This window comes from Marinifilum sp. JC120 (assembly GCA_004923195.1).
Taxonomy (GTDB): Bacteria; Desulfobacterota; Desulfovibrionia; order Desulfovibrionales; family Desulfovibrionaceae; genus Maridesulfovibrio.
Map to the genome: position 1 here is coordinate 61,611 of RDSB01000004.1, position 25,698 is coordinate 87,308.

The 25,698-nt window shown below is 44.7% G+C and carries 26 protein-coding genes and 1 pseudogene; 7 read left to right on the forward strand and 20 right to left on the reverse strand.

The genetic code is table 11. The annotated features are described in order from the left end of the window. Positions 1–20: 20 nt before the first annotated feature. Positions 21–989 carry a ketoacyl-ACP synthase III gene (locus D0S45_05530; protein TIH18019.1) on the reverse strand — a complete coding sequence of 323 codons (969 nt, stop codon included), beginning with the start codon at positions 987–989 and terminating at the stop codon, positions 21–23. Positions 990–1,281: 292 nt separating this feature from the next. Between D0S45_05530 and D0S45_05535 the strand changes: the two genes are divergently transcribed. From D0S45_05535 to D0S45_05560, 6 genes and pseudogenes are all read left to right on the forward strand, one after another. Beyond that, entirely contained in the window at positions 1,282–1,428 is a 147-nt protein-coding gene (locus D0S45_05535) for a hypothetical protein (GenBank protein ID TIH18020.1), read from the forward strand. Continuing rightward, positions 1,403–1,633: pseudogene (locus tag D0S45_05540) on the forward strand (transposase). The gene D0S45_05535 and the pseudogene D0S45_05540 overlap by 26 nt, the downstream one beginning before the upstream one ends. Then, on the forward strand, positions 1,578–1,991 hold the full coding sequence (locus D0S45_05545) for a transposase (protein TIH18021.1): 414 nt from the start codon (positions 1,578–1,580) through the stop codon (positions 1,989–1,991). The pseudogene D0S45_05540 and the gene D0S45_05545 overlap by 56 nt, the downstream one beginning before the upstream one ends. Before the next feature lie 570 nt (positions 1,992–2,561). After that, entirely contained in the window at positions 2,562–3,263 is a 702-nt protein-coding gene (locus tag D0S45_05550) for an SDR family NAD(P)-dependent oxidoreductase (GenBank protein ID TIH18022.1), read from the forward strand. Further along, a complete protein-coding gene (locus D0S45_05555; protein ID TIH18023.1) occupies positions 3,260–3,973 on the forward strand; it encodes a methyltransferase domain-containing protein in 714 nt (237 codons plus the stop codon). The genes D0S45_05550 and D0S45_05555 overlap by 4 nt, the downstream gene beginning before the upstream one ends. Positions 3,974–3,984: 11 nt before the next feature. Continuing rightward, positions 3,985–4,224: a hypothetical protein gene (locus tag D0S45_05560; GenBank protein ID TIH18024.1), complete on the forward strand. Its 240-nt coding sequence runs from the start codon at positions 3,985–3,987 to the stop codon at positions 4,222–4,224. 199 nt (positions 4,225–4,423) lie between these two features. Here the strand turns inward: D0S45_05560 and D0S45_05565 are convergent, their stop codons facing one another. Both D0S45_05565 and D0S45_05570 read right to left on the reverse strand, forming a co-directional pair. Next, positions 4,424–5,419, reverse strand: a complete 996-nt coding sequence (locus D0S45_05565) for an aminoglycoside N(3)-acetyltransferase (GenBank protein TIH18025.1) — start codon at positions 5,417–5,419, stop codon at positions 4,424–4,426. 105 nt (positions 5,420–5,524) lie between these two features. Beyond that, a complete protein-coding gene (locus tag D0S45_05570; GenBank protein TIH18026.1) occupies positions 5,525–6,499 on the reverse strand; it encodes a hypothetical protein in 975 nt (324 codons plus the stop codon). Between the two features lie 198 nt (positions 6,500–6,697). On the opposite strand from D0S45_05570, the gene D0S45_05575 reads away from it, so the two are divergent. Next, positions 6,698–6,910: a hypothetical protein gene (locus D0S45_05575; GenBank protein ID TIH18027.1), complete on the forward strand. Its 213-nt coding sequence runs from the start codon at positions 6,698–6,700 to the stop codon at positions 6,908–6,910. A gap of 64 nt (positions 6,911–6,974) precedes the next feature. On the opposite strand, the gene pseI is transcribed toward D0S45_05575, so the two are convergent. The 17 genes from pseI to D0S45_05660 form a co-directional block, all read right to left on the reverse strand. Further along, positions 6,975–8,024: a pseudaminic acid synthase gene (gene pseI, locus D0S45_05580; protein TIH18028.1), complete on the reverse strand. Its 1,050-nt coding sequence runs from the start codon at positions 8,022–8,024 to the stop codon at positions 6,975–6,977. Between the two features lie 11 nt (positions 8,025–8,035). Beyond that, positions 8,036–9,568, reverse strand: a complete 1,533-nt coding sequence (pseG, locus tag D0S45_05585) for a UDP-2,4-diacetamido-2,4,6-trideoxy-beta-L-altropyranose hydrolase (protein TIH18029.1) — start codon at positions 9,566–9,568, stop codon at positions 8,036–8,038. 6 nt (positions 9,569–9,574) lie between these two features. Continuing rightward, positions 9,575–10,330 (reverse strand): imidazole glycerol phosphate synthase subunit HisF, encoded by a 756-nt coding sequence (hisF, locus tag D0S45_05590; protein TIH18030.1) that lies wholly within the window; start codon positions 10,328–10,330, stop codon positions 9,575–9,577. Continuing rightward, positions 10,330–10,941, reverse strand: coding sequence for an imidazole glycerol phosphate synthase subunit HisH (hisH, locus tag D0S45_05595; protein TIH18178.1), 612 nt, complete (start codon positions 10,939–10,941; stop codon positions 10,330–10,332). The genes hisF and hisH overlap by 1 nt, the downstream gene beginning before the upstream one ends. Before the next feature lie 33 nt (positions 10,942–10,974). Further along, a complete protein-coding gene (locus tag D0S45_05600) occupies positions 10,975–12,126 on the reverse strand; it encodes an N-acetyl sugar amidotransferase (protein TIH18179.1) in 1,152 nt (383 codons plus the stop codon). A 59-nt stretch (positions 12,127–12,185) separates the two neighbouring features. Next, positions 12,186–12,896, reverse strand: a complete 711-nt coding sequence (gene pseF / locus D0S45_05605) for a pseudaminic acid cytidylyltransferase (GenBank protein TIH18031.1) — start codon at positions 12,894–12,896, stop codon at positions 12,186–12,188. 3 nt (positions 12,897–12,899) lie between these two features. Continuing rightward, positions 12,900–14,045 (reverse strand): UDP-4-amino-4,6-dideoxy-N-acetyl-beta-L-altrosamine transaminase, encoded by a 1,146-nt coding sequence (pseC, locus tag D0S45_05610; GenBank protein TIH18032.1) that lies wholly within the window; start codon positions 14,043–14,045, stop codon positions 12,900–12,902. Between the two features lie 9 nt (positions 14,046–14,054). Next, positions 14,055–15,047 (reverse strand): UDP-N-acetylglucosamine 4,6-dehydratase (inverting), encoded by a 993-nt coding sequence (gene pseB / locus D0S45_05615; protein ID TIH18033.1) that lies wholly within the window; start codon positions 15,045–15,047, stop codon positions 14,055–14,057. A 12-nt stretch (positions 15,048–15,059) separates the two neighbouring features. Beyond that, positions 15,060–16,769, reverse strand: coding sequence for an ABC transporter ATP-binding protein (locus D0S45_05620; GenBank protein ID TIH18034.1), 1,710 nt, complete (start codon positions 16,767–16,769; stop codon positions 15,060–15,062). 18 nt (positions 16,770–16,787) lie between these two features. Then, entirely contained in the window at positions 16,788–17,747 is a 960-nt protein-coding gene (locus D0S45_05625; GenBank protein TIH18035.1) for an NAD-dependent epimerase/dehydratase family protein, read from the reverse strand. Beyond that, positions 17,740–18,918: a glycosyltransferase gene (locus D0S45_05630; protein ID TIH18036.1), complete on the reverse strand. Its 1,179-nt coding sequence runs from the start codon at positions 18,916–18,918 to the stop codon at positions 17,740–17,742. Before D0S45_05630 ends, D0S45_05625 begins: the two co-directional genes overlap by 8 nt. Then, positions 18,915–20,060, reverse strand: coding sequence for a glycosyltransferase (locus tag D0S45_05635; protein TIH18037.1), 1,146 nt, complete (start codon positions 20,058–20,060; stop codon positions 18,915–18,917). Before D0S45_05635 ends, D0S45_05630 begins: the two co-directional genes overlap by 4 nt. Before the next feature lie 3 nt (positions 20,061–20,063). After that, positions 20,064–21,221, reverse strand: coding sequence for a DegT/DnrJ/EryC1/StrS family aminotransferase (locus tag D0S45_05640; protein ID TIH18038.1), 1,158 nt, complete (start codon positions 21,219–21,221; stop codon positions 20,064–20,066). A gap of 37 nt (positions 21,222–21,258) precedes the next feature. Next, positions 21,259–21,786 carry an ArsR family transcriptional regulator gene (locus tag D0S45_05645; protein TIH18039.1) on the reverse strand — a complete coding sequence of 176 codons (528 nt, stop codon included), beginning with the start codon at positions 21,784–21,786 and terminating at the stop codon, positions 21,259–21,261. Between the two features lie 61 nt (positions 21,787–21,847). Beyond that, positions 21,848–22,714, reverse strand: coding sequence for a polysaccharide deacetylase family protein (locus D0S45_05650; protein ID TIH18040.1), 867 nt, complete (start codon positions 22,712–22,714; stop codon positions 21,848–21,850). 11 nt (positions 22,715–22,725) lie between these two features. Beyond that, the gene (locus D0S45_05655; GenBank protein ID TIH18041.1) at positions 22,726–24,300 is read right to left on the reverse strand and encodes an ankyrin repeat domain-containing protein; all 1,575 of its coding nucleotides are present in this window, start codon (positions 24,298–24,300) and stop codon (positions 22,726–22,728) included. 2 nt (positions 24,301–24,302) lie between these two features. Further along, complete coding sequence (locus tag D0S45_05660) at positions 24,303–25,688, reverse strand: MBOAT family protein (protein ID TIH18042.1); 1,386 nt, start codon at positions 25,686–25,688, stop codon at positions 24,303–24,305. Between the last annotated feature and the right edge of the window lie 10 nt (positions 25,689–25,698).

Sequence of the window (25,698 nt, forward strand, 5' to 3'; positions counted from 1 at the left end):
AGTCTTATGCCTAGATCAGGCTAGTATTCTAAAATTGCTCCCCCCCAGCTAAGTCCAATCCCAAAGCCAAAGAGCAATATCTTATCACCCCGTTTAAGTTTTCCTGCTGTTTCCGCCCGCTTCAATGCTATGGGTATTGATGAAGATGTAGTGTTACCTACTTCTTCAAGATCTATGATTAACTTATCCTCAGGTATGCCGAGTTTCTTTTGAATTGATTCCAGAACATACCGACTTGCCTGGTGAAGGACAAACAGATCTATATCTTCAATGCTCGCCCCTGCGTCATTCATGAGCTGCTGTATTTCATTGGGAATAGTTCCAAGGGTAAAAAGAAATACACCATATCCATCCATTTCAAATGATGGTTTTTTAATCGAAGAGTCTTTGTTCTCCCCAGTGACGACACTCACACCAGAGTTTTTACATGCTATTGCCTGGCTGCGTGAGCCATCTGTGCCAAACCTAAAAACGGGCCGGTTCTCGGTTTCAGAAAGCAGAGTAGCAGAAGATGCATCGGAGAATAGCAGAAAGACCTTTTTATTTTCAGGGTCAACAACTTTTGAGTAATTATCGACAGTAATAAAAAGAATCTTTTTAGAAATTCCTGAGGATAAGTAGCTGTAAGCTGTTGCCAAACCGTGTGTATAACCACTGCATCCGAGGTTTATATCGAGACACATAGTTGAGTTAGGTAGGCCAAGCATATGCTGCAGTTGTGAGGAGCACTGCGGAAGCAGTGTGTCAGGGGTCTGAGTGCAGACAATGATTGTATCAGGGACACATTTTGTTTCAGCTAGAAGATTCTTAGCTGCACGTACAGCCATCTCGACAGTTCTTTCATCAGAGGCAGCATGATGAATTTTGTGAACTCCGGTTTTGGTAATCGTATTTGCGATGTCCCAATCTGGATGTTGTTTCTCCAACTCGAGGCAGTCTATTGTTTTTTCTGGTAGATAGTAGCTGATATTCTTTATGAAGTTAGGCATCAATGCGACCATTGTAGTTATAGAGTTAAAATGGGAAGTAAACAAGATAAGTCAATTGAAAACTTGCTAATGTTGTTTGTGCTAATTTATTTAGTTGTTTGCTTTTTTATAATGGAGAAGATGACCATTAGCCAGTTTTTTTGTTTAGCCTGATTTATAGAGAAATTCAATTACACGTATGGCTGTTTTAATAAGTTGAAATTAATGAAATATATCTTAATTGGCCGACGGCAATGTAGCCCTCCCGTATATTAGTCCCAGCGCAAAGTAGTGATTTCTGATAAAGACAGCCATGAAGGAGGTTGTTTCGATGCGGAAATCCAGATTCAGTGAAAGCCAAATTATTAAGATCCTGAAAGAGACCGAAGGCGGTCGTAAAGTCGCAGACGTGTGCCGAGATTACAAAGTCAGTCAAGCCGACTCAGAACTCATACATTGAACGTTTCAACAAAACGTTTCGCAACGAGGTTTTAGATTTTTACCTGTTTTCAACGTTATCTGAGGTCAAGGACATAACCGAAGACTGGATTCGGCAATACAACGAAGAGCGGCCACATGAATCGTTCGGAGACATGACTCCAGTCGAGTATGTCCAAACACATTCACGTAGATTCCTCGATAAAAGGGGACAAAGTCGTTTCTAGATTGGAGTGGCTGCGTGTGATCTCTGGCAGGAAGCCAATACGCATCCAAGTGGATAATGGCAGTGAATTTATTTCCAAAGCACTTGATAAAGGGGCGTATAAAAATGAAGTCGTTTTGGATTTTTCTAGGCCCGGAAAACCTACGGATAATCCGTTTATTGAATCTTTCAACGGAAGTTTTCGGGACGAGTGTTTGAATACCCACTGGTTTTTATCTGTGTCAGACGCTCGGAACAAAATTGAAACATGGCGCAAGGAGTATAATGAGTTTCGTCCGCACTCTTCATTGGGAGATCAGACGCCAAACGATTTTGCTCTCGCCCATAAAACACCGAAGGCCAAATTTCTCTATATTTGACCGGTACAGAATAGGGGAAGACCTCAACCCCAAGAAAACTCTACTTACGGATGGCACTAACTTGGGGAGGTTTACACTTCTACGAAAGGCATCTATATAAAATATTTATATTATTTTACAAAGCACATTTACTGTTGACTAATGGATCGGTTTCTTTTTAGAAATTTAAAAAATAAGCATAATAATAAAAATTTACAGAAAGTTGATAAGCTATGCATATATATGGAATGCGATCCAATTCGATGTATTAATACTGAGAAAGCAATACGCTTTAAATTCCCTAGGTTTTCGTCCTTAAAAAAGCATTTTTTATTTTTTAGTAGATTTATCTAAAATTTATTGGGGTCAGCTTATGAGAAGTGCTGTTTTTACGCATCACTAAAACTCAGCTTGTCGCTAAGTTTTGGTAAGTTGCATGAGACAGCAAACAGTTGTCCTTAGATGTGAAGAAGTTCGGGCTTAATATGTTTTGTATAAATTTAAATTGTTTTTAGTTAAATATTTCAGTTCTTTAGTACTCAGATATGTTATTTAATAATAAAAAAGGCACCCAGCTTCTCAGCAAGAGGTATGTTTAACATGATTATACTTATCGGAGCGTCCAGTGCTATTGGGAAAGAGCTTTTGCCGCACCTGTTGGAGCTTGGTCAAGTTGTCGGTACTACCCGTAAAGTTGAAAATCTAGATGAATTTTTAGGGCATGAAAATTTTGACTGTATTGAACTTGACCTAACAATACCTGATTCAGTAGATGATTTTTGCAAGAAGTGTACTTCCTTTTCGGGAAGGATAACCATCATTAACTTATCATCTATTTCAATTGATAAACTATTCCTAGGATATTCTGAGGAGGAATGGCAGTCTGTCTTCAGTGTCAACTTGAGCGGGGGAATGAAAATTTTACAGGCAATTATTCCTCAGATGATGAAATCAGGATGGGGACGGATAATTAATGTTTCGTCCGTTGTCGCTCAGAGCTCTGTTGTTGGCGCAGCTGCTTATTCAGCGAGCAAGGCAGCGGTAATCGCCATGACCAGAACTTTGGCCCATGAATATGGTCGGTTCGGGATTACAGCTAATTCATTGGTTTTGGGCTATTTTAATACTGGATTGATTCATTCTCTAGATGAAAAGCGTCGGAAGGCTGTTCTGGATCGAATTCCTACCCAAAAATTTGGTCCCTGCGAGGACATTTTTTACGCTATTGAATATGTTATCAGATCAAACTATCTAAACGGTTCAGAAATAACCATTGACGGGGGGCTGATGTGAAAACTTTTGAGTACGAAAATACAGTTGTCGATGTGCATGAAAAAACCTTTTATCCCACAGAGACATCTAAGCTAATTATTGATTATCTCAAGGCTGAAACAGCTCTGTATGGGGCTTCGGTCCTTGATCTTGGGTGTGGTTGCGGTATAGTCAGTCTCGTGCTTAAAAGGCTCGGATTTAGGGGGTCCACCAGCATATCGGATATTTCTGATATAGCTGTAACTAATGCCACCGACAATTTTAGAAAGCACGGCCTTCAAGTCGAGGGACGGGTTGGGTCCATGTTTGAACCGTGGGAAGGAAGAGCTTTTGACCTCATTGTGGATGACGTTTCAGGTATAGCAGAGTCCATAGCCAAAATTTCACCTTGGTTCGGTACTTCTATAAGCTGTGAATCAGGTAGTGATGGTACGGAGCTTACCATGGACATAGTCAGGAATGCTTCGAAATATATGAACAAGGGTGGAAGGTTAGTTTTTCCGGTACTGACTCTTTCTAATTACCCTAAAATAATTGCTGCGGCTGAAGACGTTTTTGAGGAAGTCAGGTTGGTCAATCAGCAGAGTTTCCAGTTTCCTCTTGACCTGGCTGAAAAGCACAAGGATGTTCTGGAAGATGCAATTAAAAAGAAAGACATAATTGTCGACTATAAGTTCGGTATGTATATATGGGAAACCCGCATCTATGAAGCGGTCTCACCCAAACAATAAGGAGTTATTAAATGGATCAGGCAACAGTTTTAAAGCTTATTCAGGAAGCCCTTGAGCAGCAGGAAGAAGTAACTATGGACGATTCCTCACAGACTCTTGAAAAATGGGATAGTCTTGCTCAGTTACAAATTCTGGTTAAAATAGACCAGGAAACGAATGGTAAAGCTGCTAATATTCCAGAATTGGCGATTGCTCTTTCAACCAAAGATATTGTTGAAACTCTATCAGCAAATGGATTGATTGAAGGCTAATTATTTATCAATAGGCCTGGGCGTTGTTGGGCTAAATAATGCTAATGGCGAAAATTGCATAGGGAAAATTTGAAATAGAATACAGTTTTAGACTATTCAAAATTGGTTAATATCTCGGTGCATAATAACTGGGCCTGCTTTTGTTTTTCTGGAAGAGTTGTTTGTTATAATGTCCGTAAGCTGTGATTAAAATTACCTGTTATTTCTTCTTTGCAGGATAAAGTTTGCCATCAATTTTATCGAAATAGGCAGCTAGAACCATAGGCTTAATGATGTGTCGTAAAGCAAAACTCTGAATTTTGTGCGTGTCTGCATACCAGAATTTTCCTTCTGATATAAGTTGTTTCATTGCTAGTACCCGCTTTTGGAGATCTACAGTATAGAAATCTAGTGTCGTTCCAAAGTAATGGCGTTTTGGCTGGGCATCAGTGTTTTCAAAAACTTTATAGTTCATATCGTATCGTTCGAAGTGATCAGTCATTTTGTATGGACTAACTTCTTCTTTACCATCGATAATTATTCGACACATGATTGGTGTATCCAAGTCTGAGTATACTGTTGCTGATTTGGGACAAAATTGTTCCATATAGTGAAAAGTAATAGAGGTAGGAAACACCCCGATTGAAATTTCTTTTGCTCCGATCTCAATGAGACGGGCAAAGGGTGAATCAGGGGAATAGCAGAAATCGGATTTGTGGTGGTCTGCAAGGAGCCAGTCTGCATGTTTACCGATGGCGCAGAGAGAGTGAGTGGGGTGGATACTCCTTTTGACTCCAGGAGTTCTTCGGAATATCTCACTGAACAGGTTTAATCTGTCAATAGTCGTATCGCGGTCAAACACTGGATTATCAGCGAGGACCATTATCGGACTCTTATCAAAGGTATATGAGGCCATAACCAATGTGCCATCAGGTGAGAAATAATCAATCAGTTCTTTCAGAAAAGCCATTGCTCCGCCTTGGAATGCTTGTGCTGCAGGCATAGAACAGCGCATAAAGACGGTGTCATCAGGCATGATGCTAGCTTGTTTGAGCTTCTCGGCAACTTCGGATATGGGAATTACATTTTTAGTGAAGTCGCTGTTGTATCCTCGGCTGTGTTTATATTCCATAGCCTTGTTGGCTCGGTAGCGTCTAATGGGCGTATAGAGGGAATAAAGTTTGTTTACAGCAGTTCTGTAAAGTCCAAGTAGCATTTTATTTCCTGTTAGTATTTATAAGGTGACTGAAGCAGCTGGCGAAGATTTGCTCTAGGGTTCAGAATGTTCCGTATCTGCTAACGTTCTTTATTTTTAGGGTGATCATTGGGGGCTTTGGGAATCGTAAAAAGAAATTTCATCCATAAGGGCTTGGCCCAGTATTTTACCTACTCCTCTACCTCTCTCTACTTCCTGCAGGTTATCAAATTGCGGATGTTCATATGTTGCATGATGCATGGCCGCAATAAATTCAATCAAATCTTTTTCATTCGACTGTGTATGTTCTAATGCGGACCATACCTCATGAGGCTTTTCCACTTTAACGGTATTTTTGCATACGTTGAAGTAAGGGTTTCCCAGACAAAGAACAGGAATTCCGGAAGCAATACTTTCAAGGCCCGGTGAGGTCCCTGTGGCGACTACAACCGCTTCACTACGCAAGATCATGTTACGTGTTGGGAAGCCGGGATGCATTAAAACAACATTGGGCAGCATGCCTAATTCCTTGTAGAATTGCGGACGTCTGTTGCCAAAGCATATGGGATGCTCTTTAACCACCACGGTATAGCCATATTTGCCATGAATGGCGATTTGTTCAATCAGATATTCCTGATCAGCAAATTCAGGGACCTGTGAGCACATGCTTGCTTCAGGGGTCAGCTGTAAAAAATACGAGAGTATTTTGCCTTCAGGCAGTTTGTTCTGTAGATATTTTGCAGATAAGATTCTGTTTTTAAGTTTAATAGCGGCTGGAAGAAGTGATTCTCCTTTGAGCATTCTTTGGGCTTTGTTAGCTATTTGCGCCATAGAATATCGGGGCAAGGTATGGCCTAGTTTGCGATGAAAATCGTCGTATTTCGTGGTCGGTTTTTCCCGTTTATAGGTTTCTATTGTTTTTTTCGCCCATTCAATACTATCTTGACCGAATGATTTTGATTCAAGCACATGTCTGATTTTGTCGCTTCTACGATGTTGTCCGGCAGCAACACGCAGGCGTAATTCTCCACCTAGTGAATCGACCACATGCTCGAAGGATTTTTTAATAATTCCCGATTTGGCCATAGCATTGAGAACCATGGAATCAATGGTGTCTATGGTTTCATAAAATGCGTATCTGATATTATATTTTTTTACTATACGTTTTAAGAATGTATAGTTAGCAAATAAACGTTCCGGGATAGTTGTATTTAGTATAGTGTGGCTGTCTGTGACACCGTATCTGCTAGTGTATTTTCTGTATAGCAGATAATTTATGTTGAATTCATAACAATTTGTTTGCAGCTCTTTTTCTATCCCTGGAATTGTGGAAAGGCAGCTTGGGTCTACTTTCTTGTATTCCTCTTCTATATCGTAAATTTCAAGATTTATATTTTCTATGTTTTCATAGTGGTGCTTAGTTTTGTCAGTTGCGACAATAACAACACGGTAATCATTTTTTACCGTTTCAACCAAATCCACAAACATTGTGTCGCGTCGGCTGCGACTTAAAAATAATATTGCTGGCTTAGACATTTATAATCCCTTACGCGAATGATGCTGTATAATATTTTAGTTATTGCAGAATATCCCAGCTCACAGGTGTACCTGCAGCGGTGTCTTTGTTTACCTTTTTGCCCAGCACATCATCATAATGGCGGGTATGAAGACCATGTCCGGGGCGTACACATCTTGTGTTTTCACTGGTAAGGACCTGACCCGCAGCAATATCTTTGCTGATGAAGATGGATTTACGGAAAACCTGTCCCGCTTTTTCTTTTTCAGTGACCTGATACTGAACTTTTCCGAGAGCTTTCTCTGTGTTCCTTACAGATTCAACCATAGCCGTTAGCTCATGAGCTTCGAGTGAAAAAGAGCTGTCCGGTCCGCCTTCAGCGCGGGATTTGATGAAATGTTTTTCGATAACACAAGCACCAAGTGCAACTGCAGCCACAGGCACCTCAATGCCCATGGAATGGTCTGAAAGGCCACAGGGAACGTTGAATGTTTCCTGCATATTCTGCATGGTGCGCAGGTTCATTGTTTCATAAGGTGCCGGGTATGAGCTGGTGCATTTCAACAGAATCAGGTCCTTGCCTCCTGCTTCGCGGAAAGTTCTTACCGCTTCATCAATTTCAGAAAGAGTGCCCATGCCTGTGGACATAATTACCGGTTTTCCGGTTGCGGCTACTTTTCTGATTAAAGGAAGGTCCACCAGCTCAAAAGATGCGATCTTATGCACTGGAACATCCATTTCTTCCAGAAAATCAACTGCGGTGGAATCAAATGGGGTGGAAAACAGGTCCAGACCCAAGCTGTTGGCAATTTCTTTAAGTTTAGGCTGCCATTCCCAAGGGGTGTATGCTTCTCCATACAGGTCATACAAGGTCCGGCCTTCCCAGATTGTCCCTTTGCCGATCTGGAAGTAGTCATTATCGCAATCAAGGGTAATGGTGTCCGGGGTGTAGGTCTGAATTTTTATCGCATCAACCCCGCAGTCTTTGGCTATGTGAATCAGTTCCACGGCAGCATCAAAGTCCTGATTATGGTTGGCTGACATTTCGGCAATTATGTATACCGGATGGCTTGGGCCTATTTTTCTGTTATTTATTTTAATATCGTGCATATTGACCTCAATTAATCCATGGATTCATGAAATTCCATTACTACGCTTGGAGCTCCGCAGACTTCCTGTTCACCAGTGATCCGGTAACCTGCTTTTTCAAATGCTTTTACTGAGGCGATGTTTTCGGATTTAGCCCGGGCCATAATCCGTTGGGGGCCTTTATTTTCTAGCAGGTGCATGCTTGCATTCCTGATCAGTCTAGACCCGGTTCCGCCGCCCCTGAATTCTTTGGCAACCAGAACATGAACCTCATAGCCGTTTTCCATTTTCTGGAACCGGATTTGTCCTATAGGTTCGTCAAAACCATTTTCAGCAATAAGGTATATGTTTTCAGGCTCAGAAAGTCGTGCTGCAAACCATGTTTCATGTTCCTGTAGTGCAATGGGGGTCTGATTGTAGCTCCATTTGCGGGTCTCAGGATCATTGGCCCATTCGAGAATCATTTCACAGTCTTTTTTGACTGCACTTCTAAAAATAATTTCTTTGGAGATCATGTTTATAATGCGTTCGACTCCGTTACCGTCGACCAGTTTGTGAGCTGCACGGGCCAGATCATTCCGTTTCTTCGCGGAATCCAGAAGCTCTGAAATGTTCTTTGCAATATGATTGGTGCTGATCCCTTCGGCATTGCCCAAATTCAGTGCGGCACCGTTTTTGCCCAGTTCGTAGGTAAGCCGTTTTTGATTCTCGGCGGTCACAATAACAGCCATAGGTTTTTCAAGGGCGCATATTTCCCAACAGGTACTACCTCCAGCACTGATAATTAGGTCACTGTTGCAAATCAGCTCCGACATGTTACTGACGCTTTGCAGGACTTTAAGGGGCATGAGCGAATTATTGGCAAATTCTTCAATTTCCGTTCGATTGAGGTTGGCCGGTCCCAGTACGGCAGTCACTGAAAGATAATCACGTTGCAGGGACTCCAGTGCGGTAAGTACATTTTGGGTCATATTGTCTGCATCCGCCCCGCCTAAGGTGAGCAGAACCCGGCAATTCTCGTGGCTTTCAGTCTTGCAGGTGGTAGTTCTGAATTCATTACGCAGCATTACGTAATCGGTTCCGGCAAGAATGGTGCAATCCCGGTCGGCATTGTAAGCAATTTCCTGCGCGCCGATATTCTGGTTCAGGATTATGCAGGCGTGGTATTCCTGGTGGTGATGGTAGTCATCCATCAAGAGCACTCTAGGGAATTTTTCTTTCAGCTTCTGTTGGGATTCAGGGTTGAAATCGTAATTATCGACCATGACCCAGCTTCCTGGTTCCAAGGTAGTTGCGCGTTCCAGAATAGCTTCCAGAGTAGCTTGCGGGATCATACCATCGCTAAGAGACGTCAGAGTTGAACCAATGCTTTTGATCCTGTCGTGAAGGTCTTTGCCTTCAACAAATCCAATAAATTCGACCCTTCCGCCGAGCCTGATCCACTCCTGAGCGAGGGCAAGACAGCGCATGACATGACCTATACCGATTTTCGGGCCTGCATTGGCATGAATCAGTAAGGTCTTGCCCTTAAGGGGGGGAGCTGTGTTGATGGCGGGCGTTTTCATAATTAATCAGATCCGTACATGGAATCCGTTTTCATGCAGGAATTTACGTGCTTCTTTGGGCGTCTGTTCTGTGAAATGGAAAATACTTGCCGCTGCAACGGCGGAAGCACCCAGTTCCAAAGCCTGTGCCATGTGTTGGTATGAGCCCGCACCGCCGGATACGATAACCGGAACATTAACCGCTTCGATTATTTCTCTGGAAACATCTAGGCAGTAGCCGTCCATGGTTCCGTCTAAGTCGATGGAAGTCAGCATGATTTCACCGGCTCCACTTTCGGCCAGAATTTTGGCCAGTTCAAGCGGCGTTTTTCCGGTACTGTTTTTTCCTGAATTTGTATAAACTTGATATGTGCCGTCAGCTTCTTTTTTGTAATCAATTGAGGCTACAACGCATTGAGCTCCATATTTGTTGGCAATCTGCGTAACCAGATTGGGGTCCTTGATTGCAGCTGAGTTAATGGCAATCTTGTCAGCTCCGACCTCAAGCAGCCTGCCGACGTCTTCAATAGAGCTGATTCCGCCACCGATGGTCAAAGGCATAAAGCAGCTGTCTGCAAAATCATCCACAAGATTGAAGTCCGGTGACCTGTTTTCATTTGTGGCTGTTATATCCAGAAAGACCAGCTCATCCACATCGCGCATGTTGTAGACACTGATGGACTGCATTAGTGAGCCGACATGCCTCCAACTATCAAAAGCAACCCCTTTGATCAGTCCGTAGTCCCGGTATAGAAGTGTTGGAATAACTCTTTTTTTTAACATCAGCAGATTTCCATGTTCAAAAAGTTTTTCAACAGCTGCATACCCGTGGCCTGACTTTTTTCAGGATGGAACTGGGCTCCGAAGATGTTTCCTTTGCCTACAACGGATGTAAAATTCCCGCAGTAAGGTGTGGTTGCCAGAATGTTGCTATCGTCTTGTGCTGCAAAGTGGTAGCTGTGTACGAAGTAGAAATCTTTGCCCGGCGCAATGTCCTCAAAGAGGGCATGCCCTTTGTGTTCAACATTGTTCCAGCCCACATGGGGGATGCATTCGTCAGCAAGAGGTTTCATCTTTTCGACTGTTCCCGGAATAAATTCGAGGCCTTCGTGTTCCCCGTGTTCAAAGCCTTTTGAGGCGAGGAGGTGCATGCCGAGACATATACCCAGCAAGGGTACTCCCTCATCCACGATGTGCTGTTTGAGAATTTCCGGTAGATTCTTTCTGCGCAGGCTCCCCATGGCATCGCCGAATGCGCCTACGCCCGGAAGAATGCATGCGTCAACAATTTTAAAAATGTTTTCGTCATCTGTCAGCACAGGTTTTGCTCCGAGAGTGGAGACGGCTTTACATACCGAATCCACATTCCCGGAATCATATTTGACGATAGCTATCTTTTTCACTTGAATTCTCTCTGTCTGGAACTACTAGTCCACGTTGTCCGTGTTGATCCTGATCAGGTTGTTGTGACTGTCTCGCAGCAGGTTCCCTTGGCGATCAGTTTTGAAAATGCGTTTATTGGTGAATTTGTCGCAAATTGCCTGAAACTCATCCAAAGTCATGTTCAATTCCTCAAGGATAGTTTCAAGCTTGCATCCCAGATATTCCCAAGGGAATTTACCTTCGTGTTTATCCAGGACTTTTTTAGCCACATCCCTGCCCATACGGCCTCTTCTGATGTGCCAGCATGCCCAGTCTGTGGGGCGGCTGTATCCGTATTTTAGGAATTTGAAATAGTCGTGGATGCGCATCTGCTGGTTGTCGAGGTTTTCATAGTTGACGATGGATCCTTCAACAACGGTAGGATAAGTTTCAAAACCTACAGCCTGCGCAATGAGGGCGTTGGAAAGACCGTCCCAAGGCAGAAAATGTCCTAGGAAAAGGCCGGTTACGCCCACTTCTTTAAGTTCTTCATCAGAAGGATAGGTGTATTGGATGAGGTCTTTTTCCTGAATGCCGTCCTGTCCAACAAGATCGGAAACACGTAGTCCCAGTAGCCCCCCGAATTCCTCAAGCCAGCGTCTGGTAAGGTATTTGTCATTTGCCTGGTTTGCCGGGCCGCCGTTTTCATTCTGTGAGTTTTCACCCCAGATAATAAGGGGGATTTTCATTTGTACGGCGATACGGATGGGAATGGTAAAAATAGTTACATGTTCGGGCCACGATATATCACCGACTTGCTCCAGAGCTATTTTATTTATTTTTCTGCGAATTACCGGATTGGTCGATACTTCTATGTAGTCAACGCCGAGTTCTTTAATATTCTCGATGTTGCGGCGTCCGATTTCGGAAAGCCGGTCTGTGGAAGCGGTTACACAAAGCGGATTCATGCCCATTTCAAGCATGGTTAAGGCCTGGTAGGTACTGTCCTTACCCCCGCTGCAGGGGATAATGCAGTCGTAGTTGCTTCCACCGGTATTGCGGTATTGGTCAAGGATGTTTGCAAGTTCTTTTTTGCGCTCATCCCAATTGACTTCATTACGTTCGTCAAAATAAAGGCAGGCACAGCACAAACCGTCATCGTCAAACCACAAGTCCGGCTTTGTTTCGGGCATCATACATTTTTTGCAGTATCTGATAGGCTTAGACAATTTTTCCTCCGTTGAACGTAAAAGTAGTATCGCTAATTGTTCTATTGTTAGATCGTTTTAAAATACTGATCGTTTCTTTTTAAAATCTCAAATTTCATTTCAGCCGTTTCCCAATCTTCAAGGGTGTCGATATCCTGCACCAGATTGCGCGGCAGGATTACCGGCAGTGTCTCTTTTGAGTAAAACTGCTGGTTTTTCCTGAATTTTTCGCAGTTTACCCAGTAGAACTGCCCGGCGTCATGGTATGCTTCCGGTAAATCCTGTGACCTTGTTGTTTCATGCTCCGGCCAGAACATTTCAGTAAAACCTTTATCGTTTATTCTTAGCGCCCTAAGGATAGGAAACGGGAAGGTCGTTACCGAAATTACCGAGTGGGCATTCTTTGATTCCAAAAGCCCGAATCCGTCTTGAAGGTCTGCTGGACGCACAAGTGGTGCTGTGGGGTAGATGCAGCATGCGTACTTTGCTTTAATCCCGTTTTCCAAGGCCCAGTCTATGGCATGCATCAGGACCGGAGCTGTGGGGGTGTAGTCGTCCGAAAGCTCCGCAGGACGCCTGAACGGGGCAATGGCACCGCATTTTTCAGCCATTTCGACAATTTCATCAGAGTCGGTTGAGACTATGACATGGCTGAACAATCCGCTTTCAACTGCGGCTGCAATTGAATAATGGATAATCGGTTTGCCGGCGAAATTTTTAATGTTCTTATTCTTGATCCGCTTGCTTCCGCCACGGGCTGGGATGATGGCTATATTCATAACTTATCCTTCCCGCAAAGCAGCCTGCACGGTTTCAACAATCTGCACAACATCTTCGTCTTCCATGAGCGGGAACATGGGCAGGGAGATCAATCCTTCGTATGCTTTTTCCGCAACAGGGCACATGCCTTCATGAGTTCCGAATTTGTTTTTGTAATAGGGGTGCAGGTGGACCGGAATATAATGGACCTGTACGCCGAGACCGTGTCCGCGCAGATAGTCGAAAACGGCTTTGCGTTTTTCGCTGCGGTTTTTACCTTCCAGATTGATCACGTAAAGGTGGTAGGCATGGGCTGCACCTTCTTGCTTTCCAAGCGGGTTAAGGCCGTCCATTGCCGTAAATTCCCTGTCGTACATGGCGGCAATCTCGCGTCTTCTTTCAACCCATTCCGGGAGCCGGGCGAGCTGGCTTAGACCGAGTGCGCACTGAAAATCAGTAATCCGGTAGTTGAAGCCCAGTTCCTGCATTTCATAGAACCAGCCGTCACGCTGCCTGAAATCAGCAGTGATACCGTGGTTTCGGAAAATGCGCATGCGCTTGTCGTATTCAGCGTTGTCGGCTACCGCCATACCACCTTCCCCGGTGGTCATGTGCTTGACCGGATGAAAACTGTACAGGGTTATGTCTGCCAGTGAACCGACCGGTTTAGCGTTCAGGCTTCCGCCAATTGAGTGGCAACCGTCTGCGGCAAGGAATATTCCGTGCTTGTCCGCAATGTTGCGCAAGGATTCATAGTCACAGGGCTGACCTGCGTAATCAACTGCGATGATCCCTTTTGTCCTGGGGGTAATTTTCTTTTCCACTTCAGCGGGATCGATGAGCAGGGTATCAGGATCAACATCCGCAAATATCGGGGTTGCCCCCATATAGGCAACGCAGTTGGCGGAAGCGGCAAAGGTCATTGGCGGAACAATGACCTCATCTCCTTCTTTTACATCAAAGGCGAACATGGCAGCATGTAGGGCTGCGGTGCCACTGTTTACAGCCACTCCGTGGGCTACGCCGGATATCTCGGCGATTGCCTGCTCGAACTCGGCTACTTTTGGACCGGTGGTCAGCCAGCCTGATGTCAGTGCATCTGTAACGGCTTTAATATCTCGCTCGTCAATTGACTGGCGACCGTATGGAATATTTTTAGAGTTACCCACAGTGAACCTCTAATGGTCTATATCTATGGTTGAAATCATTTTGATCAATCCTTCTTCGTCCACCCAGTCTACGTTACCGTCTGAAGTATATTCAAATTCATCAGCAACGGGAGTTCCGCCGATCATTTCTGCCTGTTCGGTCATAAAACCTGTGTCGGGTTTGATTACATAGTAACCGTCGAATTCAGCTGTGTTGCGGGCATCATCTGCGGAAATCATCATTTCATGCAGTTTTTCACCGGGGCGGATGCCAATGATTTTCTGTTCGCAATCCGGGCCCATGGCTTTGGCCAGGTCGGCAATTTTCATGCTCGGAATTTTCTGAACAAAAATTTCGCCGCCGATCATTCTTTCAAAACCGTCAAGAACGAATTGTACTGCATCATCAAGGGTAGTCCAGAAGCGGGTCATGCGCGGATCGGTGATGGTCAGGGTTCCGGTTTCTTTTTGTTTCTGGAAAAGTGGAACAACGCTGCCTCGGCTGCCAACTACGTTTCCGTAACGGACGACGCTGAATTTGGTGTCCTCGGAGCCGGCGTAAAGGTTTCCAGCCACAAAAAGCTTATCGGAGCAGAGCTTGGTGGCACCGTAGAGGTTGACCGGGCTGACTGCTTTATCAGTGCTGAGCGCGATTACTTTTTTTACCCCGACATCAATAGCAGTGTTAATAAGGTTCTGAGCACCGATGATGTTGGTTTTGATGGCTTCAAATGGGTTGTATTCTGAAGCGGGTACCTGTTTCATAGCAGCGGCATGGATCAGGTAGTCCACTCCCTTAAGCGCTCGGTACAGTCTTTCCTTGTCGCGCACATCGCCGATGAAGTAGCGCATGCAGGGAAATTCTTTGTCGGAGAATTTGCGGGACATCTCATATTGTTTGAATTCGTCACGGCTGTAGATGATTAATCTCTTTGGAGAGTATTTTTCAAGAATCATTTTAACACATTTATGTCCGAAAGAACCTGTCCCACCGGTGATCATGATGTTTTTTCCATTAAACATTATATTCTCCTCTTAACCCTTGAGGGTGTGTTTGTCTTTAATCAGGCTAATGCCTTTGTCTTCAATTTTGTATACTTTGTCGCATTGCTCAATGGTTGAGAGTCGGTGTGCGATAATAATCAACGTCTTGCCTTCGCTGACTTTGAAAATATTGTCCATAATCCGCTGCTCGGTTTGGCTGTCCAATGCTGATGTGGCTTCATCAAGGACCAGCAGATCAGGGTTGCCGTAAATGGCCCGTGCTATGCCGATTCTCTGTTTTTGGCCTCCGGAAAGCTGTGAACCGTCTTCTCCAACCGGGGTATGAATCCCCTGATTCTGTTCCAGAAAAGGGGGCAGCTCAGCTTTGTTGAGCGCTTCTGTCAGCTTCTGCTCATCAAATTTGCGCCCGAAAGCAACGTTTTCTGCCACAGTGGAGTCAAAAAGATAAATGGACTGCGGAATATAACCTATTTTTTCTCGCCATGAGAGCATATTTTTCTCAGTCAACGGCGTCTCGTCCACGTCAATATGACCGGAAAATGAGGTGTACATTCCGATAATTATGTCGGCAAGGGTGCTTTTGCCCGCCCCGCTTTCACCGATAAGAGCAATTTTTTCGCCCTTTGTGATGTTTAGAGAAATATCTTTCAGGATCAATTCTTCAGTATATCCGAAACTCATATTTCGAATATTAATCTGTCCGTTGAATTCAATGGGGGCATTGCCCAGTTTGTGAGTCTCGAGGTGAAAGTCTTCATAAAGCAGGTCAATACTTTTATTGTAGTAAAGCATATTGTTGTAGCTACTCAGGATGCGGTTTACGGAGGGTAGCATACGGTACATAGCCAAACCAAAAAGAGAAACAACCGGGATAATCGATGAAATAGCCTGCCCGCTCTGTAAGGCCAGAATCAGGGCCGCGATAAGCATGGAGAATCCGATACTTTCAAGGGAAAGCCGGGGAACTGTATTGTAGGTATTATTCATGACCATGGCGTCAACGTATCCCTGCCCGGATTTGTGCAGGGCATTGATAGCTGTTTTCTCTCCGGCCATGAGTTTGATGAACTTCAGATTGCTCAGGGTTTCGCTGATGGTGCGGTAATATACTTCCTGAAATTGATTGCGTTTCAAGCCTTCTTTTTTGATTAGTTGGGAAACAATTTTGATCAATAGCAAAATCATTAATCCCAGAAATCCGGTGAGGGCTAATGTTACTTTCCAGTTGACAACTAGAAGAGCCGTATAAAGGAATGAAGAAACAAAAAGTTCAGAAATCAGCAGCAGCAGGGAGTAGAAAAAAAGAGCCGCATTGGCCGTTTCAGTGATCAGTTTTTTAGTGAGATCCGAACTGTTTCTGGTGGTCATATCTTGGTATTTGATATGCACATAATTTGAAAACAGCTTGGTTCCGAGAGACAGAAAGATGCCTTGCGAGTACCTCTGGATAAAATACATGTAGCATAGGTTGAGAAAACCTCTTGATATATAGAAACCGACCAAAACAAGGCCGAAGGTGATGACAAAGGACTGCACATCACTGAATCCGAAAAGAGTGTAGGCAAAGTTATAATACTTATTGCCTGTTACCAGTGAAAAGTCACTGGCAACGGAAATAAACGGCAGGATAGCCGAGATGCCTACGGTCTCAATGCATGAGATAAGGATGGACAGAACAACCAGCGCGAAAATATTTTTTTTCTGAGCCGTGTTCAGGAGTCCTCTGATCTTTTTGATCATGATAGCTGTTCTGTCCTTTTAATCTTCAATCTCGTAGTCATTCATGTACCAGTCTACGGTTTTGCGCAGACCTTCTTCAAGCGGAATTTCCGGGGCATAGCCGAGTACTTTCCATGATTTGGAAATATCGGAAAGGCGGTCTTTGACTGCATCCCAGTTGCGTCTTTCTTTGAATATAATATCGGAAGAAGAACCGGTGTATTTTATGATCATTTTTGCAAGGTTAACTATCTGGGTCGGTTTGCCAGTTCCGCCGTTAAAAATATCGCCGTCAGCGATCTCAGAAAGAGCGGCCAGGGTTAGTAACTGGGCGGTGTTCCCTACGAAAGTGAAATCTCTGGTTTCAGTGCCGTCCCCGGTGATGTAAAGAGGCTCGCCTTTGATGGCCCGTACAATAAAGTTGGGAATTACATTGCGGTATGCCCCGTGCGGTTCATATGGTCCGTAAGTGTTGAATACCCTGATGGAAACAGAAGGGATATTGAACATGGAAGCATAGTACTTCACGTACAGTTCTGCTGTGTATTTGTTGATGGCGTAAGGAGTCTCGTGCGGGTAGATATAATCTTTTTCACTCATGATGGCGGCGTTGCCGTAAACACAGGATGAGGAGGTGTAGACGAATTTTTTCAATCCCTTATTTTTCTTGCAGATTTCCAGCAGGTTCATGGTGCCGATGATGTTTGCCTGCACATCCTTGAAAGGATGGTCTACTGAATTTTGGTTGGCGAAGTGGGCCGCCAGATGAAAAACATAGTCCGGCTTGAATGCTTCCATTTCAGCGCGGTAGGTCTCGATTTGCCCGATGTCAGCTTTGACAAAGATGATCCGCTTATCATCCGGCAGGTAGTTTTTATAACCGGAAGAGAGGTCGTCAAGAACCATTACTGCGTCTACTCCGGCATCAAGCATTCTTTCGATCAAATTGAGTCCGATGGCTCCTGCGCCGCCGGTCACAAGCACTTTGGCATTATTCATTGAAAAGGGCCTCATGTATGTTTTCATAGCTGTTATTCATATTGTAAAAATCTTTTCCGTCTTTGCGCAGTTCGGTAAGTTCTGTGGAATCCAGCCTGCGTACAAGAGCGGCGATAGATGGAACATCGGCACTGTCTGCCACCAGAAGTTCCTTCTGGATGTCACGCACAATCTGTGTGGTGGTGGATGACAGAGGGCTCAAGGCCACTACCGGTTTGCTCGCACCAATATAATCGGCAAGTTTGGAAGGAAAAAAGGGAGAGTCCTTGAGCGGGGCATCGATGACCAGCAGGATGTCCGCTTCGGAAAGGACTTCTATGGAGTCAAGATACGGGACCGGATCAAAGAATCTGATCAATTCCGGACATTTTTTTTCTGTCAGTTGCCGCTCTTCTTCCTTCATGCGCCCGTAAAAGTGAAATTCGAGATTCTGCGGCTGAACCTTGTGAACAGCTTCGATAAGCGCTCCGGCAGAACGCAGGCCGTAAATATTGCCAGTGTGGGCAATAATCTTCTTCTGCGGCTCGGTTTGTCTGCGTGTATAAAGATCCGGGTCAAATACATGGGGCAGAACCTTGATTTTATTTTGATCCGCTGCAAGTCCTTTGATGAAAAGATCTTTTGTTTTTTCAGAAGTGACGGTGATAGTGTCCGCCCTTGAGATCACTGTCTTCTCGTACATTTTATTTATTTTCCGCTGGATTCCTGTGCGGTAAGAAAGGTACGGGTTCAGGGTCCAGGGATCTGAGAAATGGACGGTCCAATGCAGGTTGCGATCAGTTTCCTTTACTGCCAGCCCTGCCAGATGGTTCACCAGCGGGGTGGAGTGAGTGTACAGGGCATCAATCTGAAATTCTTTGATCAGCTTGACGGCTGCATCGGCTGCAGGAAATTTCCACCAGAACTTACGGTCAGTGATCTCCAGACCACCGCAGAGGTAATGGAGCCATTTCTCGCCGGGCAGCCTGTTTACGCGATGTATGGTCAGATTTTCGTGGTCCCTGCAGAGTTTTAAGTCCAGAAATTCAAAATCCGGGTTTTCAGAGCAGGTCAGCACATGTACTCGATGGCCGTTGCGGGCTAAGGTCAAAGCTCTGCGCTGTACCTGAATTGATTCCGGTGAAAGAATCGGCGGGAAATCATATGTTATGAAGAGGATTGATTTTTTCATTTGCCTGTCAATTCCCTGTGAATGTCCGCAAAGACTTTTTCCGCGTGGGCGGGGTCCCAGTGCGCATCTGCATGGTGCGCAGCGTTCATGCCGAATTCCTTGCGTATCGCCTCGCTCGAAAAGAATTCAATCCCTGAACGGTATCCGGCTGGGGAATCTTCCACCATCTTTGCTGTGTTATTTTCAAATTCAGGGACAGGCGTTCCCCTACGCGAATTAAAAAGAATGGGCAAACCGCACAGTGAAGCTTCGAGTACGGTTTTCGGGAATTCGCTGTACTGGGAGTGTCCGGCAAAGAGGTCGTATTCATGCATGGTCCGGCAGAGTTCATCGTTAGACATGGCCGAGATGAAATGGATCTTTCTGTCCAGCTTGAGTTCGCTTACAAGTTCAGCAAGTTCCTGTTCTTTTGAGCCGCAACCCACAACAGTCAGCTTTGCATCAAAATTCTTTAAGGCGCGGATGATGTTTTCCGGGTTTTTAGCGGGGATAACCCGACCTACATATAGAATTTTCAGCGGGCCGGAAGAACTGTATTTTTCCTTGCGTACAATTCTGCCCGGATTGATTACATTGTAGGCAACAAAAGGTTCTGCCGCGCCTTTGTTGCGGGCGTAATCCAGAATGGATCCGTACACACAGCTTACTTTATCCGCTCTTTTGAGGGTGTATTCTTCAATCCCTTTAGAAAGTGCGTAAAATACCTTGGTCTTGAAATCCACTTCCGGGTTGGCCCGGGTCTGGTCCGGTTGGGTGTGCAGGGATACGAAGAGGGGGATGCCCAGTTCTTCCTTGATCCTTGCACCCACGTATCCGTTAAGAAAATTTCCGTAGCAGCGGATCATGGCCGGTTTTATCTCCCGGGCCATTTTAACAGCCTGACCAGCCCAGCTACGCAGCAGGAAAGGGCGCCAGAAAGTTTTTGCCAGCAAGCCCATGCCGGATGGCAAGGTATGCAGGGTCAGCTTAGCGTTACCCACGGTCCGTTGCAGGGCTTGCATATCTGGCCTGTCATCATTGGTCATCAGGATATGGACGTCACTGAAGATCCCGCCGGGATTGTAGTAGCGGTCAATCAGTTCGCCTTTCCCAATGATGTGGGAAAGGCGATCTGTTATGATGACTAAAAGGGTTCCGTTCATTCTTTAGGCATTCCTAATGATGTCAGCGATGAATTCCTGCTGTTCCCTTTCAAGGTAAGGATGCATGGGAATAGCAAAAATACGGCTGGCAGCATCTTCACTTACCGGGCAGTCGCCCATTTTGTATCCAAGGTCCTTGAAGGCGGTCTGCAAATGCATGGGGATGGGGTAGTAAATGGGGGAAGGAATGCTCTTCTCACCCAAAGCCTTCTGAATGCGTTCACGGTGTTCGCCATCTTTGGCTAGCGGGCAGTATTGTGCCCACACGGAACGGTACCCTTCGGGAACTGAAGGGGTGGTCAGCCCTTCTACTTCAGCGAGAAGTTCCCCATAAGTGGCTGCAACCTTGTCGCGCAGGTCTACTTCTTCAGGGAAGATTTCAAATTTTGCTAGCAGTATGGCTGCCTGCAAGGAATCCATACGTCCGGTGATACCGAGACGGACATTGTCGTATCTGTCCGGTCCCATGCCGTGGATACGGTGGGAGCGCAGACGTTCGATCAGGGCATCGTCATCGGTGAAGCACATGCCGCCATCACCGTAACAACCGAGGGGCTTGGCTGGGAAAAATGAGGTGCAGGTGATGTCGCCGAGAGAGCAGGCGCGTTTGCCTTTGTATTCTCCGCCGAAGCTCTGGGCTGCATCCTCGATGAGGAAGAGGTCATGCTTATCAGCTACGGATTTGATTGCTTCGTAATCGGCAGGCAGGCCGAAAATATCAACAGAGATGATTCCCTTGGGAGTCAGGCCGTCTACTTTGGGCTGCACACAACCGTTGTCAGTACCTTTCAGGGCCTCAATGGTCTTGTCGAGTTTTTCAGGGTCAATATTGAAGGTAACCGGATCAATATCAACGAAAACTGGTGTGGCGCCGGTGAGGGCGATGGTTTCGGCAGTTGCGAAAAAAGTAAACGGGGTGGTAAAAACAGCGTCACCGGGTTTTACATCCAGAGACATGAGCGCCAAAGTCAGAGCGTCAGTTCCAGATGCGCAACTGAGGGCATGTTTGGTTCCGCAATATTCGGCCAGCTTTTCTTCAATGGCCGGAATTTCGGGGCCCATGATGTAGGCACCGTGATCAAGGACGGTGTCCATGTTTTCGCGGACTTGTTTTTCTACCCGGGAAAACTGTTTTTTCAAGTCAATAAAAGGAATATTCATGGATTAGTTCTCCATTAAATGCATAGTTATATGTTTTTTAGACAACCTTCCAATTGGGCCGTCTTAAATAAATATCACTGGTCTTATCAAACTCTTGGGTGTTGAGGACCATGAGTCTTATTTTGCGTTTGATGGCTTCTTCTGCTTTTGTGCAAAGGTTACCGATACGGTCGGAATTAGTGTCGTCTCCAATAATAAGGACGTCGATGATGCCAGAGTCTATACCCTTAGCATAATCGTCTAAAATATATACAGAATCCACATCCCCGATGGTGGATAGAATGTATTCCAGAATCTGGTCGATTCCGATGTGTTTGCGGACGATGGAGCTGATTTCCGGGAAAAAAGGATGGGAAGAGTTGGCGTTGTAATAGATATAGCGCCCCTCTTTTTTTTTGTTCAGATATCCTGCCTCACTCAATCCATCTAATTCTTCTTTCATGGCATTGGGCGAAACATCAAATTCTGCTGCTAATTCCCTTAGATAGGAGGATACATCAGGGTTTAAAAATAGCTTGAGCAGCAGCTTTATTCTAGTTTTGGATGTGAATAGTTCTTTCAACATGATGTGAGTTTGTTAGGTTATTCTGAACAAACTGTCAAATTCGGTTTGCGAATAACGGTAATCAAGAGAGCAAATCTTTATAAAGTTTTGTTGAAATTTGAAGATTTGTAAGGGTGTTTAGCATTTTTTCGAGTTTTCTGTTTTCCACAATGTCGTAAGGATCAAAGTAGTGAGTTAAGAATAAGTTCTGCTCTTTGATTACCTTAATGGTCGCGTCAAATTCTTCAATGAAAAGTCGGTCGTCCCCTAGGAATGGATTGTTTTTGCGCAGCATGTTCCAGGAGTCGAAAATAGCTAGAGGAAAATGCAGGCTGCAACCGGTTGGAATCTCCATTATTCCATGGGAATGGAGCGATGGCGCACCATATCCTTTATAGCCGCAGGCGGCGGTGGAGCTGCTGTATTTGTAACCCAGTTCAGCGAGGATCGGATATACACTTTCAGTATGCAGGTTTCCGTAGTGAGGAGTTCTGAAGCCTATGCACTCAACTCCCAATGTTTTGTGGATAGCTTCGTGTGCGCGTTCCACTTCTTCCTTCTGCTCAGCATAGGACAGTTTGTTGAAAAAGCGGTCCGGCGCCCAGTGAGGATTATCCGGATGGGTATAGGTATGGTTGATAATTTCATGACCTTCGGCCACAGCACGCTTATGGATGTCCGGGTATTTTTCAACAAATTTACCGATGACTGCGAAGCCGGCCTTTATGCCGTATTTTTTGAGCATATCCAGCAGAAGCGGGAAGGCATCAATGTCTTTTTCGAAATCAAAATCGAAAGTCAGGACATAAGTGGCCTTTCCGCAGGGATTGTTCTGCTTGCCCATGAACTGGGTAAAGTATTGCTCAGGGCATGTAGAATGAATAGCTTTCCTGAGCAGGAAAGCTATGTATTTGTTTTTTATGGGGCGAAGGAGTGGTGTTGGTATCATTTTTACACTCATTATTTATTGTAATATTTGTTTTGAAGCTTGGTGCATTTTTTATATGCGGTTGCGTTGTTTGGGTGTTTTCTCAGTTCCAGCACAAGGCGGGCATGTTCAGCTAAGGGACTGTCTGGAGCATAGGAAAGCAGGAAGTCCAGTTGCTTCTGGTTGTTTTTAGCTAATGCGAGAGTGAAAACCGATTGTTCAAAGTCCTTTTCACTGCTTTGGTCTTTATTAACATGATTTATATCTGCTCCGCTTTTCAGGAGTAGACTCAATATTTCGGTATTTTTTGTGTAGTTCAGTCCGAGGAATAGAGGGCGGGTGTTGAACTTTTCATTATTAACATCCGCTCCAAGCAGAATTGCATCTTTCACAGATTCATGCTGCCCGGACATGATCGCAAAGTGTAATGCTGTATTGTTGGTTTTGGTGTTGTTATTAAAGTGCCTTCCTGAGGCGAGAACCATTCTCAGAAGCGATGTCTTGCTATGAAAAAAACAATCTCCAACGAATTTGTCCGCTGATGGTTGATTGTCATAAAACGCTAAGACTAGATCATTACACCCTAATTGGTGGAGCCTATTTATAAAATTGATGTTGAGCAACTCAGGGTGCTTTGCAAGGTAGCTGGAAAAATCCCTTTTCTTCATTTTTTGGAAGTCTGGAAGATTAATAGTATTACCATTTGAATGCCTGATGTTTTTTTCTGTCCAGTATGGTCCCTTGAATAATTTTTTTAGCCCTGCAGAGGTAAGATGTGTTGGATCTGAAAACAGGTTCTTATGACCAATAAAATCAACATTTCCATAAAGGTCGTAGTAGCTTAAGCAGGACGAAATGGCCGAATTGAGAATTTCATCCAGTTTTGCTTGTTGTCCGGCATTCAAGTTTTGACACCAAGGTACAGTTAAATAAATGATTTTTATCCGGTTTGTTTTGCAGAATGAATTAATTTCAGCAAGTTTGTCGAGATAATATTGGGATACGAAATGACTCGAAAAGACTACAACATTATTTTTATAAGAGTTATTTTTTTTATGCAGCACTCCGAATTTATCTATATAGTTCGGCTGTTCAGACTCCGGTCCAAGGTTATCTGCAATGCAATTCCAGGCATCTTCTATCTTTTCTGGACCGATATTGCGGAAACTTTCCATAAAAAGAGCTGATTTGCTGGCTAGCTCCGGAGCGGAGTTTTCGTAATGAAAACTGTTGATATCAATCAGGTAGTATATTTGTTTGATATTTTTTATCTGCTTTTCGTCCAGTGTTTTCAATAAGGCCAGAATATCACCGGGATTGACGTAAATAGAAGTACTGAAGTTTAGGACAGGCTCTCCCAGAATTTCTTCGGAGACCAGCATGGTCCTGCTGCTGCCGAATACAAGGCTATATTTCCCGTCGTAAAGTTTTGAAGTTACATTGCGGGCACTGCTTTTTAAATTTTTGAATTTAAGTTTGTTGTGATCGCCTTCAAGGAGCCTGAATTCGCCATAGGGGTCAATAACGATATTGACCGTGAAAATCAGGGCAAATATCAGGGCCGCAAGGGTCGAAATGGTCAGTATGGTCCACTTACGTATTGTCATAATTAGAAATCAAAATAGAGAAAGGTTTGATGGGTGTAGAGCAGCACAAATGAAATCATGAACATGCTGATGGCCATGACGGATTCTTTGAATGAGAATTTCATGTTTTCAGCAGTGGTTACTGAATTCTTAAATTTTGCAGTAAAGGCCACGAGGGCAAGACAGACACCCAAGAGGATGAATTCGTCCGTGAAAGTGAGGGCAGTGGAAAATCCGATGTTAACCATGCCCAGCATGCCTTTATAGATTTTGATAGCATCAAATGTTGTTTCAGCCCGGAACAGGACCCAGCAGGCATTGACGTAGAGGAAGGTCAGCAACCAGCCTGCGTATGCTGGGAGTTTATTTCCGGTATTCTGCCAAATGCGGTGGATGACCATGGCTGCGCCGTGCAGTCCGCCCCAGAGGATGAAATTCCAACCCGCGCCATGCCAGAAGCCGATGAGCAGAAACGAGGTTAACAGGTTGGCAAGAGTCCTATAGGCCCCTTTGCGGCTTCCTCCCAGCGGAAAATAAATGTAGTCGCGTACAAATCTACCTAAGGTGATGTGCCAGCGCCGCCAGAAGTCCTGAATGTTGAGTGACTGGTACGGGGAATTGAAGTTGTTGGGCAGTTTGACGTTGAAGAGTAAGCCAAGCCCTAAGGCCATGTCCGTATAGCCGCTGAAGTCAAAATAGAGCTGGCAGGTGTAGGCAAGGCTGACCGCCCATGAATCCCAGAAGGGCAGGGCCAGGGCTTTGTCAAAACCGTTTTCAACATACGGTGCCAGTGAGTCGGCAATGACGATTTTTTTAAACAGCCCCATGCTGAACAGGAAGAACCCCTGCCCGATATTCCAGAAATTGATTTTCCCGGCATCTTCGGCATTGAATTGCGGTGTGATCTCCTGCTGATAACTGATCGGCCCGGCTACCAGCTGCGGGAAGAAGGACACAAAAAGGCTGTAATCCAAGAGGTTGCAGCGAGCGGCTTTGCCTCGATACGTGTCTACCAGAAAAGATACCTGCTGGAAGGTATAAAAGCTTACCCCAAGTGGGATAATTACTTTTTCGGTTATAGAGGGGACTCCCATGAGTCCGGCAATGTTATCAAAGAAAAAGTTTTTGTATTTGAAATAACCCAGTACTGAGAGGTTACTGGCAACAGCTAATCCTAGCAGGATTTTGTCTTTCTTGCGGTACAAGGCTTCAGCCATCATGAAGTTGAAAAGAATAGTCCCGCCAAGCAGGTAAAGATACTCCAGCTTCCACCATGCATAGAAGGTGAACGAGGCGAGTACGAGAAATAGTTTGCCCGCTTCATGTTGTTTAAATCTCCGGAGCAGAAAATAGACAGAGAAAACAAGCGGTAGAAAGAAAAGAATGAAAATATGTGAATTAAAAAGCATTGTTCTTTAA